Genomic DNA, 18559 nt, shown 5'->3' with positions numbered 1-18559 from the left:
GGTGCCATGGGGTTCCTGGCCCGGCCCGGTCCCGGATGCAGGCACCTCCCGAGCAAGTCGCGCGGGGTAACCTCCCGACGTGGAGATTCGGCGTCGGCACAACGTCACAGAGACCGGCCCGCCGGACGGTCAGCCGATGCTGTTCGCCCACGGGTTCGGCTGCGACCAGCACATGTGGCGCTTCGTGGCCCCCCGGTTCGCCGACCGGTTCCGGGTCGTAACGTTCGACCACGTCGGCGCCGGCGGGAGCGACCTGACGGCGTACGACATCGAGCGGTACTCCACCCTCGACGGCTACGCCCAGGACGTCGTCGAGATCTGCCGGGACCTCGGTCTGCGCGACGTGGTCTACGTCGGCCACTCGGTGTCGGCGATGATCGGCGTCCTCGCCGTCCGGCAGGCGCCCGAGCTCTTCGCGCGGCTGGTGCTCGTCGGGCCGTCGCCGCGCTACGTCGACGACCTCGACGACGGCTACGTGGGCGGGTTCAGCGAGGAGGACATCGCCGGGCTGCTCGAGTCGCTCGAGAGCAACTACCTCGGCTGGTCGGGTGCGATGGCCCCGGTGATCATGGGCAACTCCGACGTGCCCGAGCTCGGCGCGGAGCTGACCGAGAGCTTCTGTCGCACCGACCCCGAGATCGCCCGGCGCTTCGCCCGGGTCACCTTCCTCTCCGACAACCGGGCCGACCTCGCCGAGGTGACGGTGCCGACCCTCGTCCTGCAGTGCACCGAGGACGTCATCGCTCCGATGTCCGTCGGCGAGTACGTCGTCGAGCACATGCCCGACGCCTCACTGGTGGTGCTCGACGCGACCGGGCACTGCCCCAACCTCTCGGCGCCCGACGCCACCACCGCCGCCATCGACGAGTTCGTGAGCGGGGCGAGCCCGGCGCGGTCGGCGACCGCGTGACGGCACAGCGCGAGGATGCGCTCCAGCGCTTCTACGGAGCGCTGCTCGAGGACGACGCCGAGCAGCTCTACGACAGCGCACCGTGCGGCTACCTCTCGACGATGCCCGACGGCACGGTGACCAAGGTCAACCAGACGTTCCTGTCGCTGACCGGGCACCGGCGGGAGGACCTGGTCGGCGTCCGCCGGTTCGTGGACCTGCTGGCACCGGGCGGGCGGATCTACCACGAGACGCACTTCGCGCCGATGCTGCAGATGCAGGGGTCCGCGCACGAGATCGCCTTCGACCTGCTGCGTGCCGACGGCTCGCGTCTGCCGGTGCTGGTCAACTCGGTGCTGGTCCGCGACGACGCGGGGCAGCCGGTCACGGTGCGGACGGCGGTCTTCGACGCGACGCACCGCCGGGAGTACGAGCGCCAGCTGCTCCGGGCCAAGGTCGACGCCGAGGCGGCCCAGGCCCGCGCGGTCGCGCTGGCCAGCACGCTGCAGCAGACGCTGGTCCCGCCGTCGGCCCCGGTGGTGCCCGGGCTGGAGGTCGCGGCGGCCTACCGGCCGGCCGGGCGGGTCGGCGCCGAGGTCGGCGGCGACTTCTACGACGTCTTCCAGGTCGGCGAGGGCGACTGGGTGGTTGCGATCGGCGACGTCTGCGGCAAGGGGGTGCAGGCCGCGGTGGTGACTGCCCTCGTCCGCTACACGCTGCGTGCGGCCGCTGTGCAGCACGACGCTCCGTCGGCCGCTCTCGCCGTGCTCAACGAGGTGCTGCTGCGGCACGAGACCGACCGGTTCTGCACGGTGGGCATGGTGCGGCTCCGGCAGGACTCTGAGGGTTGGCTGGCGGCGGTCGGCTGCGGCGGGCACCCGCTGCCGCTGCTCCGGCGGGCCGACGGCTCGGTCTCGACCGCCGGCGCGCGCGGCACCCTGCTCGGGGTGATGGCGACCGCGCGGACCATCGACACCGAGGTGAGGCTGGGCCCGGGCGACAGCCTGCTGCTGCTCACCGACGGGGTGACCGAGGCGCGCCGCGAGGACGAGTTCTTCGGCGACGACCGGGTCGTGTCGGTGCTGGCCGGCTCACCCGCCTCCGCCGCGGCGACGGTCGACGGGCTGCTGGACCAGGTGCTGGCCTTCCAGGTCGGCTCCCCGCGCGACGACATCGCCATCGTCGCCGTCCGCGTCCCCGACTGACCGGCCACCCGCCCGCCGGCCGCGGCCTGCGAGGCACCGCCCCCCGGCCGCAGCGTCGCCGGCCCTCCAACCGCCCCACCACCCGTCGCCCGCCCCGCGGCCTCGCCGAGCCGCCTCCACCCCATGCGCGGTGTGTCCCTTCCGGACCCGTACCTCGCCAGCCGCAGCTAGCGAGGCCGACCGGCGCCGATCCGGAAGGGACGCACCGCAGGGTTGTCCACAGATGTCGGCGCAATGCCGGTCCGACGCTCTCGGCCCGGCAGGCTGGTCGGTGTGGAGGTCCAGGACGCGCTGCGCGCACTCGGCGGTGCGGCCCGCTGGCGGGTCCTGCGGCACCACGTCGGCTGGCGGGCGCTCAAGCGTGCCAGGGCAGACGCCCAGGTCGTCTGCCACAAGGGGCTGTGGGCGCTGGTCGACTCGGGGCGTGACCGTCAGCTGGCCGCCGACCTCCTAGGCGTCCGGTCCCACGCCACCGCAGCGGCGCACTGGGGACTGGCCCTGCCGCCCGAGGAGTCGGAAGTGGTCCGACTGACGCTGCCGCCGCACGCCAACGTCAAAACTCGGCTGCCCGACGCGCGGCTGAGCTACCGGCGGCTCGACGCTGCAGAGCACTCCGGTGACGTCACGACCCCGCTTCGAACTGTCGTCGACTGCCTACGTGACGAGTCCCTCAGGGTCGCGCTCTCCGTCGGCGACTCGGCGCTGCGCGACGGTCTGGTCACCCATGCCGAGCTGGCCGCTGCCGTCCGAGGACTCCGCGGCAAGGGCGCGGCAGTCGCCAGGAGCAGGCTGCCCATGCTCGACGGGCGAGCGGCCAACGCCTTCGAGTCCTGCGCCAGGGCGATCTTGCTCGAGGCGGGCATCACCGGCTTCCGGACCCAGGTGTCGATCCGCGACAGCGACGGATGGATCGGCCGGGTCGACCTGGCCAACCGTGCGCTGCACATCGTCATCGAGTGCGAGGGCTTCGAGACCCATGGCGGCCGGCCGGCATTCGTCCGGGACCTGGTGCGGTTCACCTCGCTGGTCTCGGCGGGCTGGCGGCCGCTGCGGTTCACCTGGGAACAGGTGATGTTCCATCCGAAGTGGGTCGCCCGGCGGGTCCTGGCCACGATCGCCGAGGCCACGGGTGCGCCCCTTCCGGATCGACGGGCGATCCGGGCGTCCGGCAGGGCCGCCTGAGCGACGGATCCGGAAGGGAGCCACCCGACGCGCGGGCTGGGGCGCCGGCCGGTCAGGGTCGCCGGGGGTCAGGTCTTCGGTGGGGTCCCGAGCTCGTCGTCGAGCCCGTGCTGGATCGCGAAGCGCACCAGCTCGACCCGGTTGTGCAGCTGCAGCTTGTTCAGGGTGTTCTGCACGTGGTTCTGCACGGTGCGGTGCGAAAGCACGAGCCGCTCCGCGATGTCCTTGTACGACAGCCCCTTCGCCACCAGCCGCAGCACCTCGGTCTCGCGGTCGGTCAGCCGCGGCACCGGCGGTCCCGACGCCGGCGGCGGCCCCGCCGAGAGCCGTCGGTACTCCCCCAGCACCAGCCCCGCCAGCCCCGGCGTGAAGACCGCCACGCCCTCTGCGGTCCGCCGCACCGCGTCGAGCAGCTCCTCGCGCGATGCGGACTTCACCAGGTAGCCCGTCGCGCCGGCCTTGACCGCCTCGAGCACGTCGGCCTGCTCCCCCGAGGCCGACAGCACCAGCACGCGGGGCGGCGGTTCCAGCGACCCGACCAGCTCGCGGGTCACCTCGACGCCCGAGAGCACCGGCAGCTGCAGGTCGAGCACCACGACGTCGGGACGGGCAGCCGGCGCGCGACGTACGGCCTCGGCGCCGTCGCCCGCGGTGGCCACCACCTCGAAACCGCCCTCGGTGAGGTCCCGCGCCACCCCTTCGCGCCACATCGGGTGGTCGTCGACGACCATCACGCGCGTCACCGCGGCACCCGCATCTCGACCTCGGTGCCGCCGCCCGGCGCCGACTCGACGGCCGCGGTGCCGCCGAGCTGCCGCACCCGCCCGAGGATCGACGCCGCCACCCCCAGGCGTCCGTCGGCCGCGGCCTCGTCGAGCCGACCGGGCGGCATCCCGGCCCCGTCGTCGCGCACACTGACCACAACCTCGTCGCCGTCGTCCTCGACCAGCACCCAGGCCCGCGCCGCGTCACCGGCGTGCGCGGCCACGTTGGCCAGCGCCACCCCGACGGCGGCCGCCAGCTCGCGGGCGCGCGCCGCCGTCAGCACCACCGGCGTCGCGGGGGTCGAGACCGTCACGGCGCTCGAGGCGTACGTCGCCAGCAACCCGCGCAGGTCGACCTCGACCGCACCCGGGTCGGGCGCGGCGCTCACCAGGGCGCGCAGCGCCTGCTCCTGCTCGGCGGCGAGCCGGCCGATCTCGGCCGCCTCGCCGCCGGCGTCCTGGCCGCGCCGCCCGACCAGCGCGAGCACCTGCAGCACGCCGTCGTGGATCTCGCGGGAGAGCCGCTCGCGCTCCTGGGTCGCCGCCTGCACGGCGAGCGCCCGGGCCAGGGCGAGCTCGCCCCGCCGGGCAAGGGACATGGTGTAGCCCACCACGGCGCCGGCGAGCAGCAGCAGGACGATGTTGTTGGCGGTCGACACGGTGAGGGCGCCGCGGTGGACCAGGTCGGCCGCGCCGACGGCGGCCGCCGCGCCCACACCGGCCGGCCAGCCGCCCTTGATCCCGAACGCGAGCACCGGCGCGGCAGCCCAGACGACCGGCAGGGTCTGGGCCCCGGCCTCGATCCGGTCGACGTCGTCCAGCCACCGGGTCGAGACGACCGCGGCCACGGCCACGGCCAGGTCGACGCCGAGGACGGGCCAGGTCCGCCCGGCCGGCCGGGCGTAGATCAGGTAGGTGGCCACGGTCCACGCGGCCATGAGCCCGAGGACCATCCAGCCGGCCAGCGGGTGGGCGTACTCGTCGACGCGTCGGACGTACACCGCGACCGCGTAGGCCAGCCCGAGCGCGCGGAACACCGCCAGCGCCCGCCACACCGCCGTCTCGATCCCCACCCGGGTCAGGCGGCCTTGTCGTCCTTGTCGGCCTTCTCGGTCCGCTCGGCCCTGCCGGCGGCCTTGGCCTCGGCCCTCTCGGCCTTGATCCGGTCCTTGGCCACCTGGGCGTAGATGTCGACGTACTCCTGGCCGGAGAGCTCCATCAGCTCGTACATGACCTCGTCGGTGATCGACCGCAGGACGAACCGGTCGCCCTCCATGCCCTCGTAGCGAGAGAAGTCGAGCGGGGCGCCGATCTTGATGCCGACCCGGATGCCGAAGGTCGGCATCTTGCGTCCCGGCGGCTGGATCTTCTCGGTGTCGATCATCGCGACCGGCAGCACGGGGACGTTCCCCTCGAGCGCCATCCGGGCGACCCCGGTCTTGCCGCGGTAGAGCTTGCCGTCCGGAGAGCGGGTGCCCTCGGGGTAGATGCCGAGGCAGTCGCCGCGGCGGAGCACCTTGAGCCCGGTGCGCAGCGCCGCCTCGGACGCCGAGCCGCCCGAACGGTCGACCGGGAGCTGCCCGACGCCCTTGAAGAACCCCGCGGTCAGCCGGCCCTTGAGCCCGCGGCCGGTGAAGTAGTCCTGCTTGGCCAGGAAGGTGATCCGCCGGTCCACCACGAGGGGGAAGAAGATCGAGTCCGAGAAGCTGAGGTGGTTGCTGGCGAAGATGGCGCCGCCGGTGGCCGGCACGTGCTCGAGCCCGATGACGTAGGGCCGGAAGACCAGCTTGAGGATCGGACCCAGGACGATCCGCTTGAGGAACCAGTAGAACACCGGCGGACCTCCTCCCGTGCCGATCGGGCAGCCGCCGCGGCCTGCGCGTCGCGACGTGCCAGGCCCGCCCGTCGTGCCTGGTGACGCGAACACTATGGGATGCCCGGCCGATCGTGCGACGATGCCGACCATGGGAAGCCGACCATGCCCGTGATGCCCGGCGCCGAGCCCTTCCACCACGACGGGGGGTCCGTCGGCGTCCTCCTCTGCCACGGCTTCACCGGCACGCCGCAGTCGCTTCGCCCCTGGGCCGAGCACCTCGCCGCCGCCGGGCTGACCGTCGCGCTGCCCCGGCTGCCCGGGCACGGCACGACGCTGGCCGAGGCCAACCTGACCCACTGGGAGGACTGGTACGCCGAGCTGGACCGCCACCTCGCCCAGCTGCGGGAGCGGTGCGACCAGGTGTTCGTCATGGGGCTGTCGATGGGCGGCACGTTGGCCATCCGGCTCGCCGAGGTCCACGGCGACGACGTGGCCGGACTGGTGCTGGTCAACCCGAGCCTGCTGACCAAGCGCCCCGACCGGTTCCTGCTGCCGGTGCTGCGCTGGGTGGTGCCGACCTGGCCGGGCATCGCCAGCGACATCAAGAAGCCGGGCGCGACCGAGCTGGCCTACGACAAGATCCCGGTCAAGGCGTCCTACCAGCTGACCCGGCTCTGGCTGACCACCCGCGGCGACCTGGCCAAGGTGACCCAGCCGGTGCTGATCTTCCGGTCGACCGAGGACCACGTCGTCGAGCCGGACAGCTGCGAGATGTTCCACGCCAAGGCGTCCTCGACCGACGTGCGCGAGGTGGTGCTCGAGGACAGCTACCACGTGGCCACCCTCGACAACGACGCGCCGACCATCTTCGAGGGCAGCGTCGAGTTCGTCCGCGAGCTGGCCAAGACCCCGATCTGAGCGAGCGGCCGGTACCACGAGATGACCAACAGCGCACCCCGTCGGGACAACGGCCTGCACGCGCCGTCGTACGACCGGCTGCGCGACGTCGAGACCCACCTCGTCGACGGCCTCCTCGACCGGCTGCGCGACGTCGACGTCGCCGCCTACAGCGCGCCGACGCCGGGCAGGCGCGGCCCCTACGGCGACACCGTCATCCCCGGCGGACCGAGCGACGCCGTGTGGGTCGACAGCCGCCGCCGCGACGAGGCGAGGCAGGTGACCGACCGCTACCTCGAGGAGGTCGCCGCCGAGGTCGCCTGGGCCGGCATCGTGGCCGACTTCGACCTGGAGTCGGCCGACGAGGTGCCCCGGTGGCCGGCCAGCGAGGACCTGCCGGAGTCGACGGCAAAGGAGGGTACGTCCGACGGCGACCCGGCCGAGTCCTCGACGACGTACTCCTCCTTCGAGGAGCTGCGCGCCACCACCCCCGCGCCACCGGTCATGCGCCCCGACCCGGACGAGCACTTCGAGCCGCCGGCCCCGCCGCCGCTGCCCAAGGTCGACACGGTCGGGCGCTTCGCGTGGGCGGGGGCCGTGGGCGGGCCGCTGCTGCTGGTCCTGGCGACGCTGCTGGGGCTCCCGGTCGCCGGGTGGGTCGGGTTGCTGGCGCTGGCCGCCTTCATGGCAGGCTTCGTCACGCTCGTCGCCCGGATGAAGGACCGTCCCCCGACGGACTCCGGCCCGGACGACGGAGCAGTCGTCTAGCCGCTGTTCGTCAGGACAGTCGTTCAACGGAAGGACCGACCGTGCACAGCGAGACCGTCGAGGTACGCGGCCATCTGATCGACTCGGGCGTCCTGTCGCGGGTGCTCGACGACATCCTCGAGTACAACTGCGACTACTCGATCGACCGGTTCGAGGTCGGCCGGACGCCGGTCGACGAGTCCTACGCGCGACTCACTGTGAAGTCCGAGGACGCCGAGGACGTCGACCGGGTCGTGATGCGGCTGATGGCCCACGGCGTCAACTCCACCGACCCGGGCGAGGCGACGCTGCGCGAGGTGGAGACGGACGGCGTCTTCCCCGACGACTTCTACTCGACGACCAACCTCGAGACAGTCGTGCGCCTCGGCGGGCACTGGGTGCCGGTCGAGAACCCTGAGATGGACTGCGGCATCGTCGTGGTCGGCGAGCGGGCGCGCACGATCGCGGTCAGCGACGTGCGGGCCGGCGACCGGGTGGTGTGCGGGCCGGGCGGCGTCAAGGTGGTGCCGCTGCCGGCGATCGACCGCTCGCACGGGGGCTTCGAGTTCATGAAATCCGAGGTGTCGTCGGAGAAGCCGCAGGCGCTGCTGGTGCGCCAGATCGCCCAGCAGATGCGCGACGTCAAGGCCGAGGGCAAGAAGGTGCTCTGGGTCGGCGGGCCCGCGGTCGTGCACACCGGGGCTGCGCCGGCGATGGTCGCGCTCGTCGAGGCGGGGTACGTCGACGTGCTCTTCGCGGGCAACGCGCTGGCGACCCACGACATCGAGGCGGCGCTCTTCGGCACCTCGCTCGGGGTCGACCTCAGCCAGGGCCGGGGGGTCGAGCACGGGCACGAGCACCACATCCGGGCGATCAACCAGATCCGCAAGGCCGGTTCGATCACCAAGGCGGTCGAGTCCGGGGTGCTCACCTCGGGCGTCATGCACGCGATGGTCACCGGCGGCAAGCAGTGGGTGCTGGTCGGCTCGGTGCGCGACGACGGCCCGCTGCCCGACGTCTACACCGACGTGATCGAGGGGCAGCGCGCGATGCGGGCCGGGCTGGCCGAAGTGGGCTTCGCGATCATGGTGGCGACGATGCTGCACTCGGTCGCGACCGGCAACATCCTCCCCGCCTCGGTGCCGCTCGTGTGCGTCGACATCAACCCCGCGACGGTCACCAAGCTGGCCGACCGCGGCTCGGCCCAAGCCCGCGGCATCGTCACCGACATCGGGCTCTTCCTCGAGCAGCTCGCGCTCGAGCTCGCGCCGGCCTACCGCGCCGGCGAGCGCCCCGGCTCCGACGCCCCCTAGCCGGACTGTCGGAGAATCCGCACGATGACCATGCGGATTCTCCGACAGTCCGGCTCAGGGACGGGCTGTGGACGAGCTCAGCCGCCCGTCGGTCGAGTCCGGCACGGTTGTCGGGGTGCCCACCACCTTGCACAAGCTCGGGAGCGACGAGTTCCGGGCACTGGCGGCGCACCAGGAGCACCTGGTCAGCCGGGTCCAGTTCGATGTGCACGGAGTCGGGCACCAGCTGGTCGCCCGGCGCGTCGGCTCCGGCCTGTGGCAGGCAATCGGACCTCAAGTGGTCGCCCTCTTCCCCGGCCAGCTCACTCGTTGCCAGCAGATGTGGGTCGGCGTCCTGCACGCGGGCGGCAACGCCGTGCTGGCCAGGCTGACCGCGCTCGAGGCGGCTGGGCTGACCGGCTTCCACGACGACTGGATCCACGTCTGCCTCAGGCAGGGCGACAACACCGACGACCTCGTCCACGACCTGGTCCACGTCCGGGTGCACGAGAGCCGCAACCTGCCGGCCGAGCACCTGCTCCGCCATGCGTCGCCGCCCCGGATGCGCCAGGACCGGGCTACCGTCGACGCCGCCTCAGCTGCCGTGAGCGAGCGCGCGTGCCGGACGATACTGACCATGTCGGTGCAGCAGCGGCTCGCCAACGTCCAGCTGCTTCGCCCGATGGTGGTCGAGCGGCGCACCCTGCCCCGCCGAGCCACCATCCTCGAATGCTTGGACGACCTGCAAGGTGGGAGCCACTCACTCCCCGAGCAGGACTACCTGCGCGTGCTGCGGCGGGCCAGGCTGCCGTTGCCGACCCGCGAACGTGTCGTGCGGCGCCCAGACGGCCGCTACGTCCTCGATGCCGACTTCGACGCGTGGCTGGTCACAGTGGAGATCAACGGCGCTCACCACATGGACGTCCGGCAGAAGGAGTGGGACGACATCCGACGCACGCGGCTAGCCATCGGCGGCCGGCTGGTCGTCGACATCGGGAGCTGGACGGTCCGCCACGACAGCAACCTGGCGGTGCTGCTCACCGCCGACGCGCTGCTGTCACGCGGCTGGCGACCGACGAAGCGGCGGCGGGCGGCCCTCGAGGCGATGGCGGCCGAGCACCCGACGTTCACGTGGACCTCGTCAGCCGCCCTCAGGGCTCCGACTGTCGGGAATTCCGCATGATGAACATGCGCATTACCCGACAGTCGGCGCAATTTTCGGTGGTCAGTCGGTGGGGACGCCGACCGTGACGAGGACCGGGCGGTGGTCGCTGGCGCGCTCGACGCCCGGCGCAGACACCACCTCATAGCCGCGCACGACCAGCCCCTCGGTGCCGAACACGCCGTCGATGCGTCGGTCGGGTGCCGCGGCCGGGAAGGTCGGCGCGCTGTCCGGCGCCAGGTCGGGCATCCCGGCGTCGGCGAACGCCTGCCAGGCCGCGTGGCCGGGCCGCTCGTTCACGTCGCCGGCCGCCAGCGCGTGCCGGCCGCCCAGCGCGGCCCGCACCTGCAGCACCCGCATCGTGTGCTCCAGCCGCTGCGCGGCGTCCAGGGGCAGGTGCACCGACAGGACGGTCAGCCGCGCCCCGCCCTTGGACACCACCGCAGCGGCGACCCCGCGGGCCGGCCAGAGCAGCTGGCGCGACAGGCACACCTCGGTGGCGCTCTTGACGTCGACCCTCAGCGAGCCGAGCAGCGCCGAACCGCCGGTGGTCCCGCCGCCGGCGACGTACAGCTGCCCGCAGCCGCGGGCGAGGGCCGCGCACTTGGCCCGCCACCGCAGGTACTTGGGCGACTCCTGCACGCACACCACGTCGGGGTCGAGGTCGCGCACGACCCGCGACAGGACGGCGCGGTCGTCGCGCAGCCCGTGCACGTTCCACGACAGGATCCGGAAGTCGACCTCAGGCACGGACCGCACGCTACCGAGGTGTCGGCACGGCACGCGCGTTGGAGGCCAGCGCGTGCAGCACCGTCTTGACCTGGAACGGCGTCAGCCCCGGGTGCTTGGACAGCAGCCGCGCCACCAGCCCGGTCACGTGCGGGCAGGCGAACGAGTTGCCAGTGGCCCGGATCGTCCGCCCGCCGGTCCACGCCACGTCCACGTCGACGCCCGGCGCCCCGAACTCCACCGGCGGGTCCGGGTTGTAGTCGTAGTCGAAGGGGTCGTCCCCCGCCCGAGCCGCCACCGACAGCACCGCCGCGAACTCCGACGGGTAGCTCGGCACCGGGATGTTGTTGACCGCGCAGACCAGCACCGTCCCGGCGAAGTAGGCCTCGTCGGCCACCCGGTGGAACGTCGCGAACTGCGAGGCCCGGCCCGACGAAAGGCTGAGGTTGGCCACGTGCATCCCGTTGTCGACGGCCCACCGCAGCCCGGTCACGAACGCCGCCGCGCGCCCGGACAGCCGAGCACCGAGCACGCGCACGCTGTAGATCTCGCACTCCGGAGCCGCCCGCCGGATGATGCCGGCGCAAGCCGTCCCGTGCCCGTAGAGGTCGGCGTGCGGCCCCTCGACCAGGGTGGTCCGGCCGGTCCGCGCGTCGACCTCGACCGCCACTCCCCCTGCCACCCCGCGGATCGCTGGGTGCGCCCCGTCGACCCCGCTGTCGATGACCGCGACCTTCACCCCCGCGCCGGTCGCGTCGCCCCACGCCCACTCGCGGGTGAGCGGCAGCTCGGCGGGCAGCGCCGCCACCGACGGCAGGTGGCCGCGAGCGAACTGCCAGGACCAGGCGGGCAGCACGCCGGTCACGGCGTCGCTCTCCCGTCTGTGTAGTCCAGGACGTCGGCAACCAGGCGTACGGCCAGCCGTCGCTCGGCCGGGCCGGCGGCAGCGAGCCGGGCGAGCAGCGAGCCGAGCTCGGCGAGGTCGGGGTCGACCGGTGACGACCGGTCGGACATGACGTCGTCCATGGCGTGGGCGAGTGACTCGAGCTCGGTGCCGCCGGCGGTCGCGATCGCGTCGAGCAGCATCCGGCCGGAGTCGGTGAACAATCGCGCCGACTCGACCGACAGCGCGGCCTGCTGGGCGAGCAGCGACAGCATGAGCAGGTCGCGCTCGGCCCCGGGGCGGCTGGCGTCGCGGTCGAGCACCTCGACCACGCCGATCAGGGTCTGCTCGGTCTCGAGCGGCGCCGCGAGGATCGAGCGCGGCAGGTAGCCCGTCTTCTCCGCCACGTCGGCCGCCCAGCGCGGGTCCTGGGTCACGTCGGTGATCTCGAGGGCCTGCCCCGAGCTCACCACCCAGCCGGCCACCCCCACGCTGACCGGCACCCGCAGGCCCAACGTCGAGGTGGCCCCCACGCCGGCCGCGACGGTGAAGGTGAGCGTCTGCTCGTCCGGGTCGAGCAGGGCGATGGAGCACGCCTGCGACCCGAAGGCGTCGCGCGCCGCGTCCACCAGCGACTGCAGCCGCTGGTGGTGGCCGGGCGGCGCCAGCGCCGGGCCGACGACGGCCGCGAGGTCGCGTAGCGCCCGCAGCACATCGGCCTCCCACGGGCCGGCCGCCCCGCCGTCGGTCACCTTGCCGCTCCGTCCATGAAGGGCCTCTTGCGAAGGATCAACCTACGGCGTCCGGCAACTGCGCAACAGCCGTCGGTGGCAAGGACTGGGCCAGGGTCTGCCCGCCAGACCCGGCAGGCAACCTCAGCTCCTGGCGTCCGGGTCGACACGCCGCCCCAGGCGACGCCCCTGCAGACAACTCTCGATGCGTTGCATGAGCAGCATGATTGCGAGCGCCGCGAACGGACCGGCGAGCGCCAGGTAGCGCAAGGGCTCAGCGCGCCGACGGCAGATCCCGAGGCATGGTGACCTCGATCTGCTCCACGGTCACCATGAAGCCCGCGATGTTGACGTCGACGGGGCCGATCCGCACCAGGTGCTTCGTCTCGTCGGACACCAGGGTGGCCGCTGCGGTGTGCCGACGGCTTCCCACGGCGACCGGTGTCCCGTCGACGTCGACGAGCTGGCCCGTCATGACGCCGGCTGCCGTGATCTGGCCGAAATCCGACCGGAGCCGCTCCAGGCGGTAGGTGCCGGTGAACAGTCCGCGGGCGCCGCTCGGGGTAGCGAAGGCACCAGTCACCTCACCGTTCGACGGCAGCGTCGAGGCGTGGGCCCTCGCAGGCGACGTCGGCAGGGCGCGGTCGGACGGGAAGGGCAGGACGGTCATCAGGGTCACCTCGGGTCCGGGGACGTGCGGTCACCCCGGAAGACGGCTCGGGCGGGATCGCATGACGCGTACCCGGGACCTGATGCGCCCGTGCGATGCGCCCTGCGCCGAAGGAGACCGGGCGTGACCAGGCGGTCGCCTACCGATGTTTGCGGGTTGTCATGACGCAGCCGGCCCGACATCTGCAGGTGAAAGGTCCGTTTTGCGTCCGCATCGACACCGCCAGGAACCGCTGCGCACCGGGGGTATGCGGGCGCCGCCGAGGACAAGGAGCAATGCGAGCAGCGGTCCGGCAGCAGGCAGGGCCCAGCGAGCGGAGCGGGGTGACCTGTGCACGGACGCGCCTACCCGGAGCCCCAGCCGGAACGGCAAGCCTCGGGCCCTACGACCAGGAACCCGAGGCCAAACCCTCGGGTTATCCGTAGTTTCGCCCGGCTCCGGCGCGGCGCACCGTGGTCACAGGCAGCCGAGCGGCTGCCGAGCACCGGCCGGGCAGCGTGCCCGGCCGGACCCACGACCACGCCGCACCAGGAGTCCGCCATGCCCCGCGCCCGTGCCACGACCGCCGCCAGCCTCGCGCTGCTCACTGCGGCGACCGCCGTGATCAGCCTCGCTTCCGCCGGGCAGGCGCAGGCGGCTGCCGCGACGTACGGCTCCACCACGCCGATCCCCATAGGCGGCACCCACCAGGTGCTCCATGCGTCCAGCGGCCTGGTGATCAACGACGGCAAGGCCTCGACCTACCCGGTCCAGACGGCGGAGTTCGTCGACGGGCTGGCCGGGACGGTCACCGACGTGGACCTCCGCCTCGAGAACTTCTCCCACGAGCGACCCGACGACGTCGACCTCATGCTGGTGTCGCCCAGTGGAGTCGCCTCCGTCGTCATGTCCGACGTCGCCGCCGGCGGCATCGGCGCCACCGACCTCGACATCGTGCTCGACGACGAGGCACCGCAGTCGCTCCCGACCAGCGGTGCGATGCAGTCCACGAGCTACCGACCGCTCAACGCGGCCGGCGGGGACTCCTTCGCGTCGCCTGCACCGACCGGCCCGGTCGGGTCCACCCTGTCGGCCTTCGACGGGACGGACCCGACGGGCTCGTGGCAGCTGTTCGTCTTCGACGACCAGTTCGACTACTTCGGCAAGATCACGGACTGGACGCTGGACGTGACCACGAGCGGCCCGCTGCCGTACCCGTCGACGGTCACGGTGTCGGGTGCGCCGACGACGACCCTGGACGTGGACGTGACCCTCTCCGGCTTGAGACACGCGGACCTCGCCCAGGTCGACGTGCTGCTCGTCGGGCCCACCGGCGAGCAGGCCACGGTGCTCAGCGACGCCGTGGGGCCGGCCGACGAACCGTACCCCGACCTCACTCTGACGCTCGACGACTCCGCGGAGACCTACGTCATGGGTCCGAGCAGCCCGGGCGGTACCTACCGGCCCACCAACCTCGGCACGCCCGACACGTTCCCGGCCCCGGCGCCGACCTCTACCGGCACGACGGCCCTGTCCGTCTTCAACGGGACCAACCCAAACGGCGAGTGGAAGCTCTACGTCGCTGACGACTCGGAGGGCTACCGCGGCGTGCTCGGCGGCTGGTCGCTGCGGATCACCACGAACGACCCCGCCCCGAGCCCGACACCGACCACACCCACCACCGCGGCGCCGACCCCAACTGCAGGCGGTGCCGGCGACACCCGGCACCCGCAGGTCAGCTCGACCAACCCGCGGAAGTCGGCGGACGGCGTCCGTCGGGGCGCGGACGTCGTCGCCAACCTCGACGAGGCGGTACGTCGCTCGACCGTGACCGGCTCTAACGCCTTCCTGGTGCGCAAGGGGTCCACCCGCCACGTCGCGGCGACCGTGACGTGGGAGCCGGGCACCAGGCGCGTCGTCATCGATCCCAGCAAGCGGCTGCGTGCCGGCACCACGTACAAGGCCGTCGTCACCACCGCCGTCACGGACCTGGCCGACAACCGCCTGGACCAGAACCCCACGAGGACCGGGCTGCAGCCCAAGTCCTGGCGCTTCACCACCCGCTGAATCACCGGCTCCAGCTGAATCTTTCCACTGTGTCAGCCAGCCGACAGACGTCCGGCCGGGCCAGACTGAGGATCACGTCGACAGCCCGAAACGCGGGGTCGGTCAGGACAGGGCTCGGAGGACCGGACATGGTGGACAGGCGGAAGGGACCGCGCGGACTGCGCGATCGAGAGGCACCCGAGGTCGAGGGCCACCAGGCTTACGCGATCGGCGAGAACGGCGAGCGGGGCCCGGTCAGCCCGGCACCGGAGCGGCAGCGGGGCGGGGAGCTCCCCGAGGACGTGCAGGGCCACGTCGTCGAGATGGTCCGCCGCAAGGAGGACGGGGAGCGCAAGTAGCAGACCTCTCCTCCCGGGGGGCTTACTGGGAGGAGCGGGGGAAACCGGGGGCGTCGTCCGGCACAGGGCGGCGCCCCCGACGCCTGTCCGTCATTAGCCGAGGCGCGCGTGACTCCGGTCACCACCACGGGCCGGAGGCAGGTCCTCGGCCGGTTCACGGCTCCCGAGGAGCTCCGCCGGCCAGCACCGCCTGCCACACGGCGGCCGCGACCTCGGGACCGCTGACGTCGCTGTGCCCGCTGACGAACTCGTCGGCGAGCAGGTTGTGCAGGCTGCCCGCCCCGAGGTCGTAGGTGGAGCCGACCTTGCGAAGCCGCCCGTCGACCGCCTCGGGCGTGTGCTGCGCGCCGTTGCTGCCCAGCCCGCCGTAGGTGCTCGACGCGTCGCCGATCGCCGAGTCCTGCTGGCCGGCGATCCGCGAGGCCATCGCGTAGGCGATGCCGACCGCCACGTCGTGGCGGGTGTGGGTGATCACCACCGGCCCGTCCACGATGCCGGAGGTGACGAGCGAGCGGTACGCACCGTCGCGACCCGGCTTCCAGTCCTGGGCGAACGCGTTGTGCGAGAAGGCGGCCTGCAGGAGCGACAACGAGGCGACCGCGCCGGGCTGCTGCACCGAGGCGGCAGCCGTCACCAGCCGGCCGCCGAAGCTGTGGCCGGCCAGGTGAATCCGGGCCCGGCCCACCACGTTGTCGGCCAGCGCCGGGCCGACCGTTCCGGCCCCGATCGTGCCGGCCCGGTTCTTCATCTCGTAGTACGTCACCAGGTTGAGCAGCATCCGGCCCTTGGAGGCGAGCCCGCCTAGCAGCCCCTGCGCCGAGCCGAAGCCGGCGCCCAGCCCCAGGCCGTCGGCAGAGCCGTTCGCCGCGGTCGCCCCGGTCTCCTCCGGCGGAGGCATCTCGGTCATCAGGTCCAGGGCCGCGGCCTCGATCCTGTCCATCAGCTCGTCACCGTCGAGGTCGAAGAACTGGTCGATCGCGTCCGACGGCTCGCTCTCCTCGCGCGTCACCAGCGACCGCAGCAGGTCGGCGTAGCGGCGGCGGGCCTGCGCCGAGCGCTCCAGCTCGGGCGCCAGGTCGGCCGCCTCCTTGAGGGCGGCCTCGGCCTCCACGCCGTCGAACGCGCTTGCGAGGTCGAGCACGTCCTCGCTGAGGTGCGGGTCGGCCGCACCTGCCGCGGCAGCCCCGCCCGAGATCAGCGACCGCTCGGCGAAGCGCTTGGACGGCCACAGCACGCCGCAGATCGCGACCGACCGGTCGGAGCCACCGGCGTCGGGCCGGCCGCGCACATCGTCCAGCCTGGTCGCGATGCGCTCGTAGAGGGCGTGCGCCTCCTCCATGTCGTTGTTCCAGCCGTGGGCCAGGACCAGCACGTCGGTCGATTCGTCGGCCAGCCGGCGCAGCGCGCGCACCTGGTCGCGGTCGACCAGCGACCCGTCCTTCGCGACCTGCAGCGGGTGGTAGTCGTAGTGGTCGAGCGCTGACATGACGTCCCCCAGACGGGTCGATCAGACGGACTGGATCGCACGCATGGCATCGACGAGGCCGTGCCCCTGGAAGTCCCGGACCCGGCCGAGGTCGGTCGCCGTGGACGTGAAGATGTGCTTGACCCGCTCGGGCCTGCCGATGAACTCCCGACGGATCGACAGAAAGGCGGCGATCACGCCCGACACGTGCGGCGCTGCCATGCTGGTGCCGCTCGACTCCACGTAGTCGACGCCGTCGGTCGGGCCGGCCCCGCCGTCGGTTTCCCCGTCTCCCGACGTGCCGGCGGCCTCCCTCATCCGGCCGGCCGCCGCGGACAGGATCCGCTCCCCCGGTGCCACCAGGTCGGGCTTGGCGCGCCCGTCGCCGGTCGGTCCCTTCGATGAGAAGTAGGAGACGCCGTACACGTGGGGCATCTCGCGGTGGGTGGAGCCGACCGTGATGGCGAGGTCGGCGTTGCCCGGGTCGTTGACGGTCAGGGCGCGGGCCGCGGCGATCGCCCGCTTCTGCAGGGCGTCCGCCGCGTAGGCGTAGCCGGTGTTGCCGGCCGCCACCACGACGACCACCCCGCTGCGCACCAGGCGGTCGATCTCGACGCAGAGCGGGCTCTGCCCGCAGGCGAACCACTCGGGGTCGAAGTCGTAGCCGAGGCTGAGGTTCACGCCGTGAACCTTGATCATCCGGCCGTGGTCGTTGACCGTCTGGATGTGCTCCAGCGCGGTGAGGATGTCGCTGGTGCGACCGACCCCGTCGTCAGTGAGGACCTTGTAGCTCACGATCGAGCACATCGGCGCGATCCCGGAGAGGCACTCCAGCGCCGCCCGGCGCTCGGTCACGTCGCCCTTCTGGTCGCGCTCGAAGCGCACCGCGACGAGCGGCTTGCTCTTCGTGCCCGCGGCGTAGCCGGCGATGATGCCCGCGACGTGGGTCCCGTGCCCGTTCACGTCGACGGTCGCCTTGCCGGTGCCGGTGAAGTCGCGGTGCCGCAGCGGCGCGACGTCGGTGTTGCCGTGCTGCTTGAAGTGCCGGTGCTTGACGTCGACCCCCGTGTCCAGCACCGCCCAGGTGATGCTCTCGCCCTGGGCCGCGAACGACGCGCGGGCAGCGTCGGCCTTGACGGTCGACACCGAGCGGTCCAGCAGGGTGTGGGCCTCGAAGTCGGGCCAGATGTGGAAGATCGCGGTCGGCGTCCCCTTGTCAGCTGCCACCGACCGGTCGAGCACGGCCAGCTCGCGGATCACGGCGGGCTGCAGGTCCGCGACGATGTACTGCCCCCCGCGGGCCCGGTCCGGGGAGCCCTGCACGACATCGCCCTTGCCCGCCGTCTTGATCGCGGCGGTGATCAGCTCGAGGGTGCGCTTGGTGGCTGCCGGCCGGCCGCCGGGGTAGTTCAGGTTGACGTCGATGACGACCGGCATGGTCTCCGTCGGCGCCTCCTCCAGCGCGTCGTCGATGTCGTCGAGCAGCGGGATGGCGATGACCGACCGGTCCAGGATCCGCGGGTCGTAGCGGCCGTTGCGGCGTCGCCCCATCAGCCGTCGCGACGCACCGTCGCCGGCGGACCCGGACGGGGACCCGTCCGTCGGCCGGTCGCCCCCCGATCGTCCCTGCGCGCTGTCGTTCGCGGGCATGCGCGTCTCGACCCCCCTTGATCGACCCCTGCTTCACCATGCGCGTGGGCGCATAGAGCGTCAAGTCAACACTTGTCCATGTCTGTCGCGGCT

The 18559-nt window shown here is 72.7% G+C and carries 18 protein-coding genes; 9 read left to right on the top strand and 9 right to left on the bottom strand.

Annotated elements, in window-relative coordinates:
* Positions 1-79: 79 nt before the first annotated feature.
* From VK640_03080 to VK640_03070, 3 genes are all read left to right on the top strand, one after another.
* Positions 80-910 (top strand): alpha/beta hydrolase, encoded by an 831-nt coding sequence (locus VK640_03080; GenBank protein ID HTE72168.1) that lies wholly within the window; start codon positions 80-82, stop codon positions 908-910.
* A complete protein-coding gene (locus tag VK640_03075; protein ID HTE72167.1) occupies positions 907-2094 on the top strand; it encodes a SpoIIE family protein phosphatase in 1188 nt (395 codons plus the stop codon). Before VK640_03080 ends, VK640_03075 begins: the two co-directional genes overlap by 4 nt.
* A 273-nt stretch (positions 2095-2367) precedes the next feature.
* Positions 2368-3276 (top strand): hypothetical protein, encoded by a 909-nt coding sequence (locus VK640_03070; protein ID HTE72166.1) that lies wholly within the window; start codon positions 2368-2370, stop codon positions 3274-3276.
* A gap of 68 nt (positions 3277-3344) precedes the next feature.
* Here the strand turns inward: VK640_03070 and VK640_03065 are convergent, their stop codons facing one another.
* Genes VK640_03065 through VK640_03055 form a run of 3 tightly spaced genes read right to left on the bottom strand, consistent with a single transcriptional unit; the run spans position 3345 to position 5874 of the window.
* Positions 3345-4007 carry a response regulator transcription factor gene (locus VK640_03065; GenBank protein ID HTE72165.1) on the bottom strand — a complete coding sequence of 221 codons (663 nt, stop codon included), beginning with the start codon at positions 4005-4007 and terminating at the stop codon, positions 3345-3347.
* A gap of 8 nt (positions 4008-4015) precedes the next feature.
* On the bottom strand, positions 4016-5113 hold the full coding sequence (locus tag VK640_03060; GenBank protein HTE72164.1) for a DUF5931 domain-containing protein: 1098 nt from the start codon (positions 5111-5113) through the stop codon (positions 4016-4018).
* 5 nt (positions 5114-5118) lie between these two features.
* A complete protein-coding gene (locus VK640_03055; GenBank protein ID HTE72163.1) occupies positions 5119-5874 on the bottom strand; it encodes a lysophospholipid acyltransferase family protein in 756 nt (251 codons plus the stop codon).
* Positions 5875-6027: 153 nt separating this feature from the next.
* Between VK640_03055 and VK640_03050 the strand changes: the two genes are divergently transcribed.
* The 4 genes from VK640_03050 (at position 6028) to VK640_03035 (ending at position 9975) form a co-directional block, all read left to right on the top strand.
* On the top strand, positions 6028-6774 hold the full coding sequence (locus VK640_03050) for an alpha/beta fold hydrolase (GenBank protein ID HTE72162.1): 747 nt from the start codon (positions 6028-6030) through the stop codon (positions 6772-6774).
* Positions 6775-6795: 21 nt separating this feature from the next.
* Positions 6796-7521, top strand: a complete 726-nt coding sequence (locus VK640_03045) for a hypothetical protein (protein HTE72161.1) — start codon at positions 6796-6798, stop codon at positions 7519-7521.
* A 41-nt stretch (positions 7522-7562) separates the two neighbouring features.
* On the top strand, positions 7563-8813 hold the full coding sequence (locus tag VK640_03040) for a TIGR00300 family protein (protein ID HTE72160.1): 1251 nt from the start codon (positions 7563-7565) through the stop codon (positions 8811-8813).
* Between the two features lie 67 nt (positions 8814-8880).
* Entirely contained in the window at positions 8881-9975 is a 1095-nt protein-coding gene (locus tag VK640_03035; protein HTE72159.1) for a hypothetical protein, read from the top strand.
* A 42-nt stretch (positions 9976-10017) separates the two neighbouring features.
* Here the strand turns inward: VK640_03035 and VK640_03030 are convergent, their stop codons facing one another.
* From VK640_03030 to VK640_03015, 4 genes are all read right to left on the bottom strand, one after another.
* Positions 10018-10704, bottom strand: a complete 687-nt coding sequence (locus VK640_03030) for an endonuclease/exonuclease/phosphatase family protein (GenBank protein ID HTE72158.1) — start codon at positions 10702-10704, stop codon at positions 10018-10020.
* Positions 10705-10714: 10 nt separating this feature from the next.
* Positions 10715-11548 (bottom strand): S8 family serine peptidase, encoded by an 834-nt coding sequence (locus VK640_03025; GenBank protein HTE72157.1) that lies wholly within the window; start codon positions 11546-11548, stop codon positions 10715-10717.
* Positions 11545-12318 carry a GAF domain-containing protein gene (locus tag VK640_03020; protein ID HTE72156.1) on the bottom strand — a complete coding sequence of 258 codons (774 nt, stop codon included), beginning with the start codon at positions 12316-12318 and terminating at the stop codon, positions 11545-11547. The genes VK640_03025 and VK640_03020 overlap by 4 nt, the downstream gene beginning before the upstream one ends.
* Positions 12319-12571: 253 nt before the next feature.
* Positions 12572-12967: a hypothetical protein gene (locus VK640_03015; GenBank protein HTE72155.1), complete on the bottom strand. Its 396-nt coding sequence runs from the start codon at positions 12965-12967 to the stop codon at positions 12572-12574.
* Between the two features lie 540 nt (positions 12968-13507).
* On the opposite strand from VK640_03015, the gene VK640_03010 reads away from it, so the two are divergent.
* A complete protein-coding gene (locus VK640_03010) occupies positions 13508-15013 on the top strand; it encodes an Ig-like domain-containing protein (protein ID HTE72154.1) in 1506 nt (501 codons plus the stop codon).
* 128 nt (positions 15014-15141) lie between these two features.
* Complete coding sequence (locus tag VK640_03005) at positions 15142-15351, top strand: hypothetical protein (protein ID HTE72153.1); 210 nt, start codon at positions 15142-15144, stop codon at positions 15349-15351.
* A 154-nt stretch (positions 15352-15505) separates the two neighbouring features.
* Here the strand turns inward: VK640_03005 and VK640_03000 are convergent, their stop codons facing one another.
* Together VK640_03000 and VK640_02995 are read right to left on the bottom strand one after the other, a co-directional pair.
* Positions 15506-16837, bottom strand: coding sequence for a hypothetical protein (locus VK640_03000; protein HTE72152.1), 1332 nt, complete (start codon positions 16835-16837; stop codon positions 15506-15508).
* A 21-nt stretch (positions 16838-16858) separates the two neighbouring features.
* Positions 16859-18466 carry a S8 family peptidase gene (locus VK640_02995; GenBank protein ID HTE72151.1) on the bottom strand — a complete coding sequence of 536 codons (1608 nt, stop codon included), beginning with the start codon at positions 18464-18466 and terminating at the stop codon, positions 16859-16861.
* Positions 18467-18559 lie beyond the last annotated feature (93 nt).

Source organism: Actinomycetes bacterium, assembly GCA_035489715.1.
Lineage (GTDB): Bacteria > Actinomycetota > Actinomycetes > JACCUZ01 > JACCUZ01 > DATHAP01.
This window is presented reverse-complemented; position numbering and strand designations above follow the sequence as displayed.

Bases quoted from the DNA above. Each gene is read 5' to 3' on its own strand.
- VK640_02995 (HTE72151.1), bottom strand. From the start codon at position 18,466: ATGCCCGCGAACGACAGCGCGCAGGGACGATCGGGGGGCGACCGGCCG.
- VK640_03000 (HTE72152.1), bottom strand. From the start codon at position 16,837: ATGTCAGCGCTCGACCACTACGACTACCACCCGCTGCAGGTCGCGAAG.
- VK640_03010 (HTE72154.1), top strand. From the start codon at position 13,508: ATGCCCCGCGCCCGTGCCACGACCGCCGCCAGCCTCGCGCTGCTCACT.
- VK640_03005 (HTE72153.1), top strand. From the start codon at position 15,142: ATGGTGGACAGGCGGAAGGGACCGCGCGGACTGCGCGATCGAGAGGCA.
- VK640_03015 (HTE72155.1), bottom strand. From the start codon at position 12,967: ATGACCGTCCTGCCCTTCCCGTCCGACCGCGCCCTGCCGACGTCGCCT.
- VK640_03050 (HTE72162.1), top strand. From the start codon at position 6,028: ATGCCCGGCGCCGAGCCCTTCCACCACGACGGGGGGTCCGTCGGCGTC.
- VK640_03045 (HTE72161.1), top strand. From the start codon at position 6,796: ATGACCAACAGCGCACCCCGTCGGGACAACGGCCTGCACGCGCCGTCG.
- VK640_03065 (HTE72165.1), bottom strand. From the start codon at position 4,007: ATGGTCGTCGACGACCACCCGATGTGGCGCGAAGGGGTGGCGCGGGAC.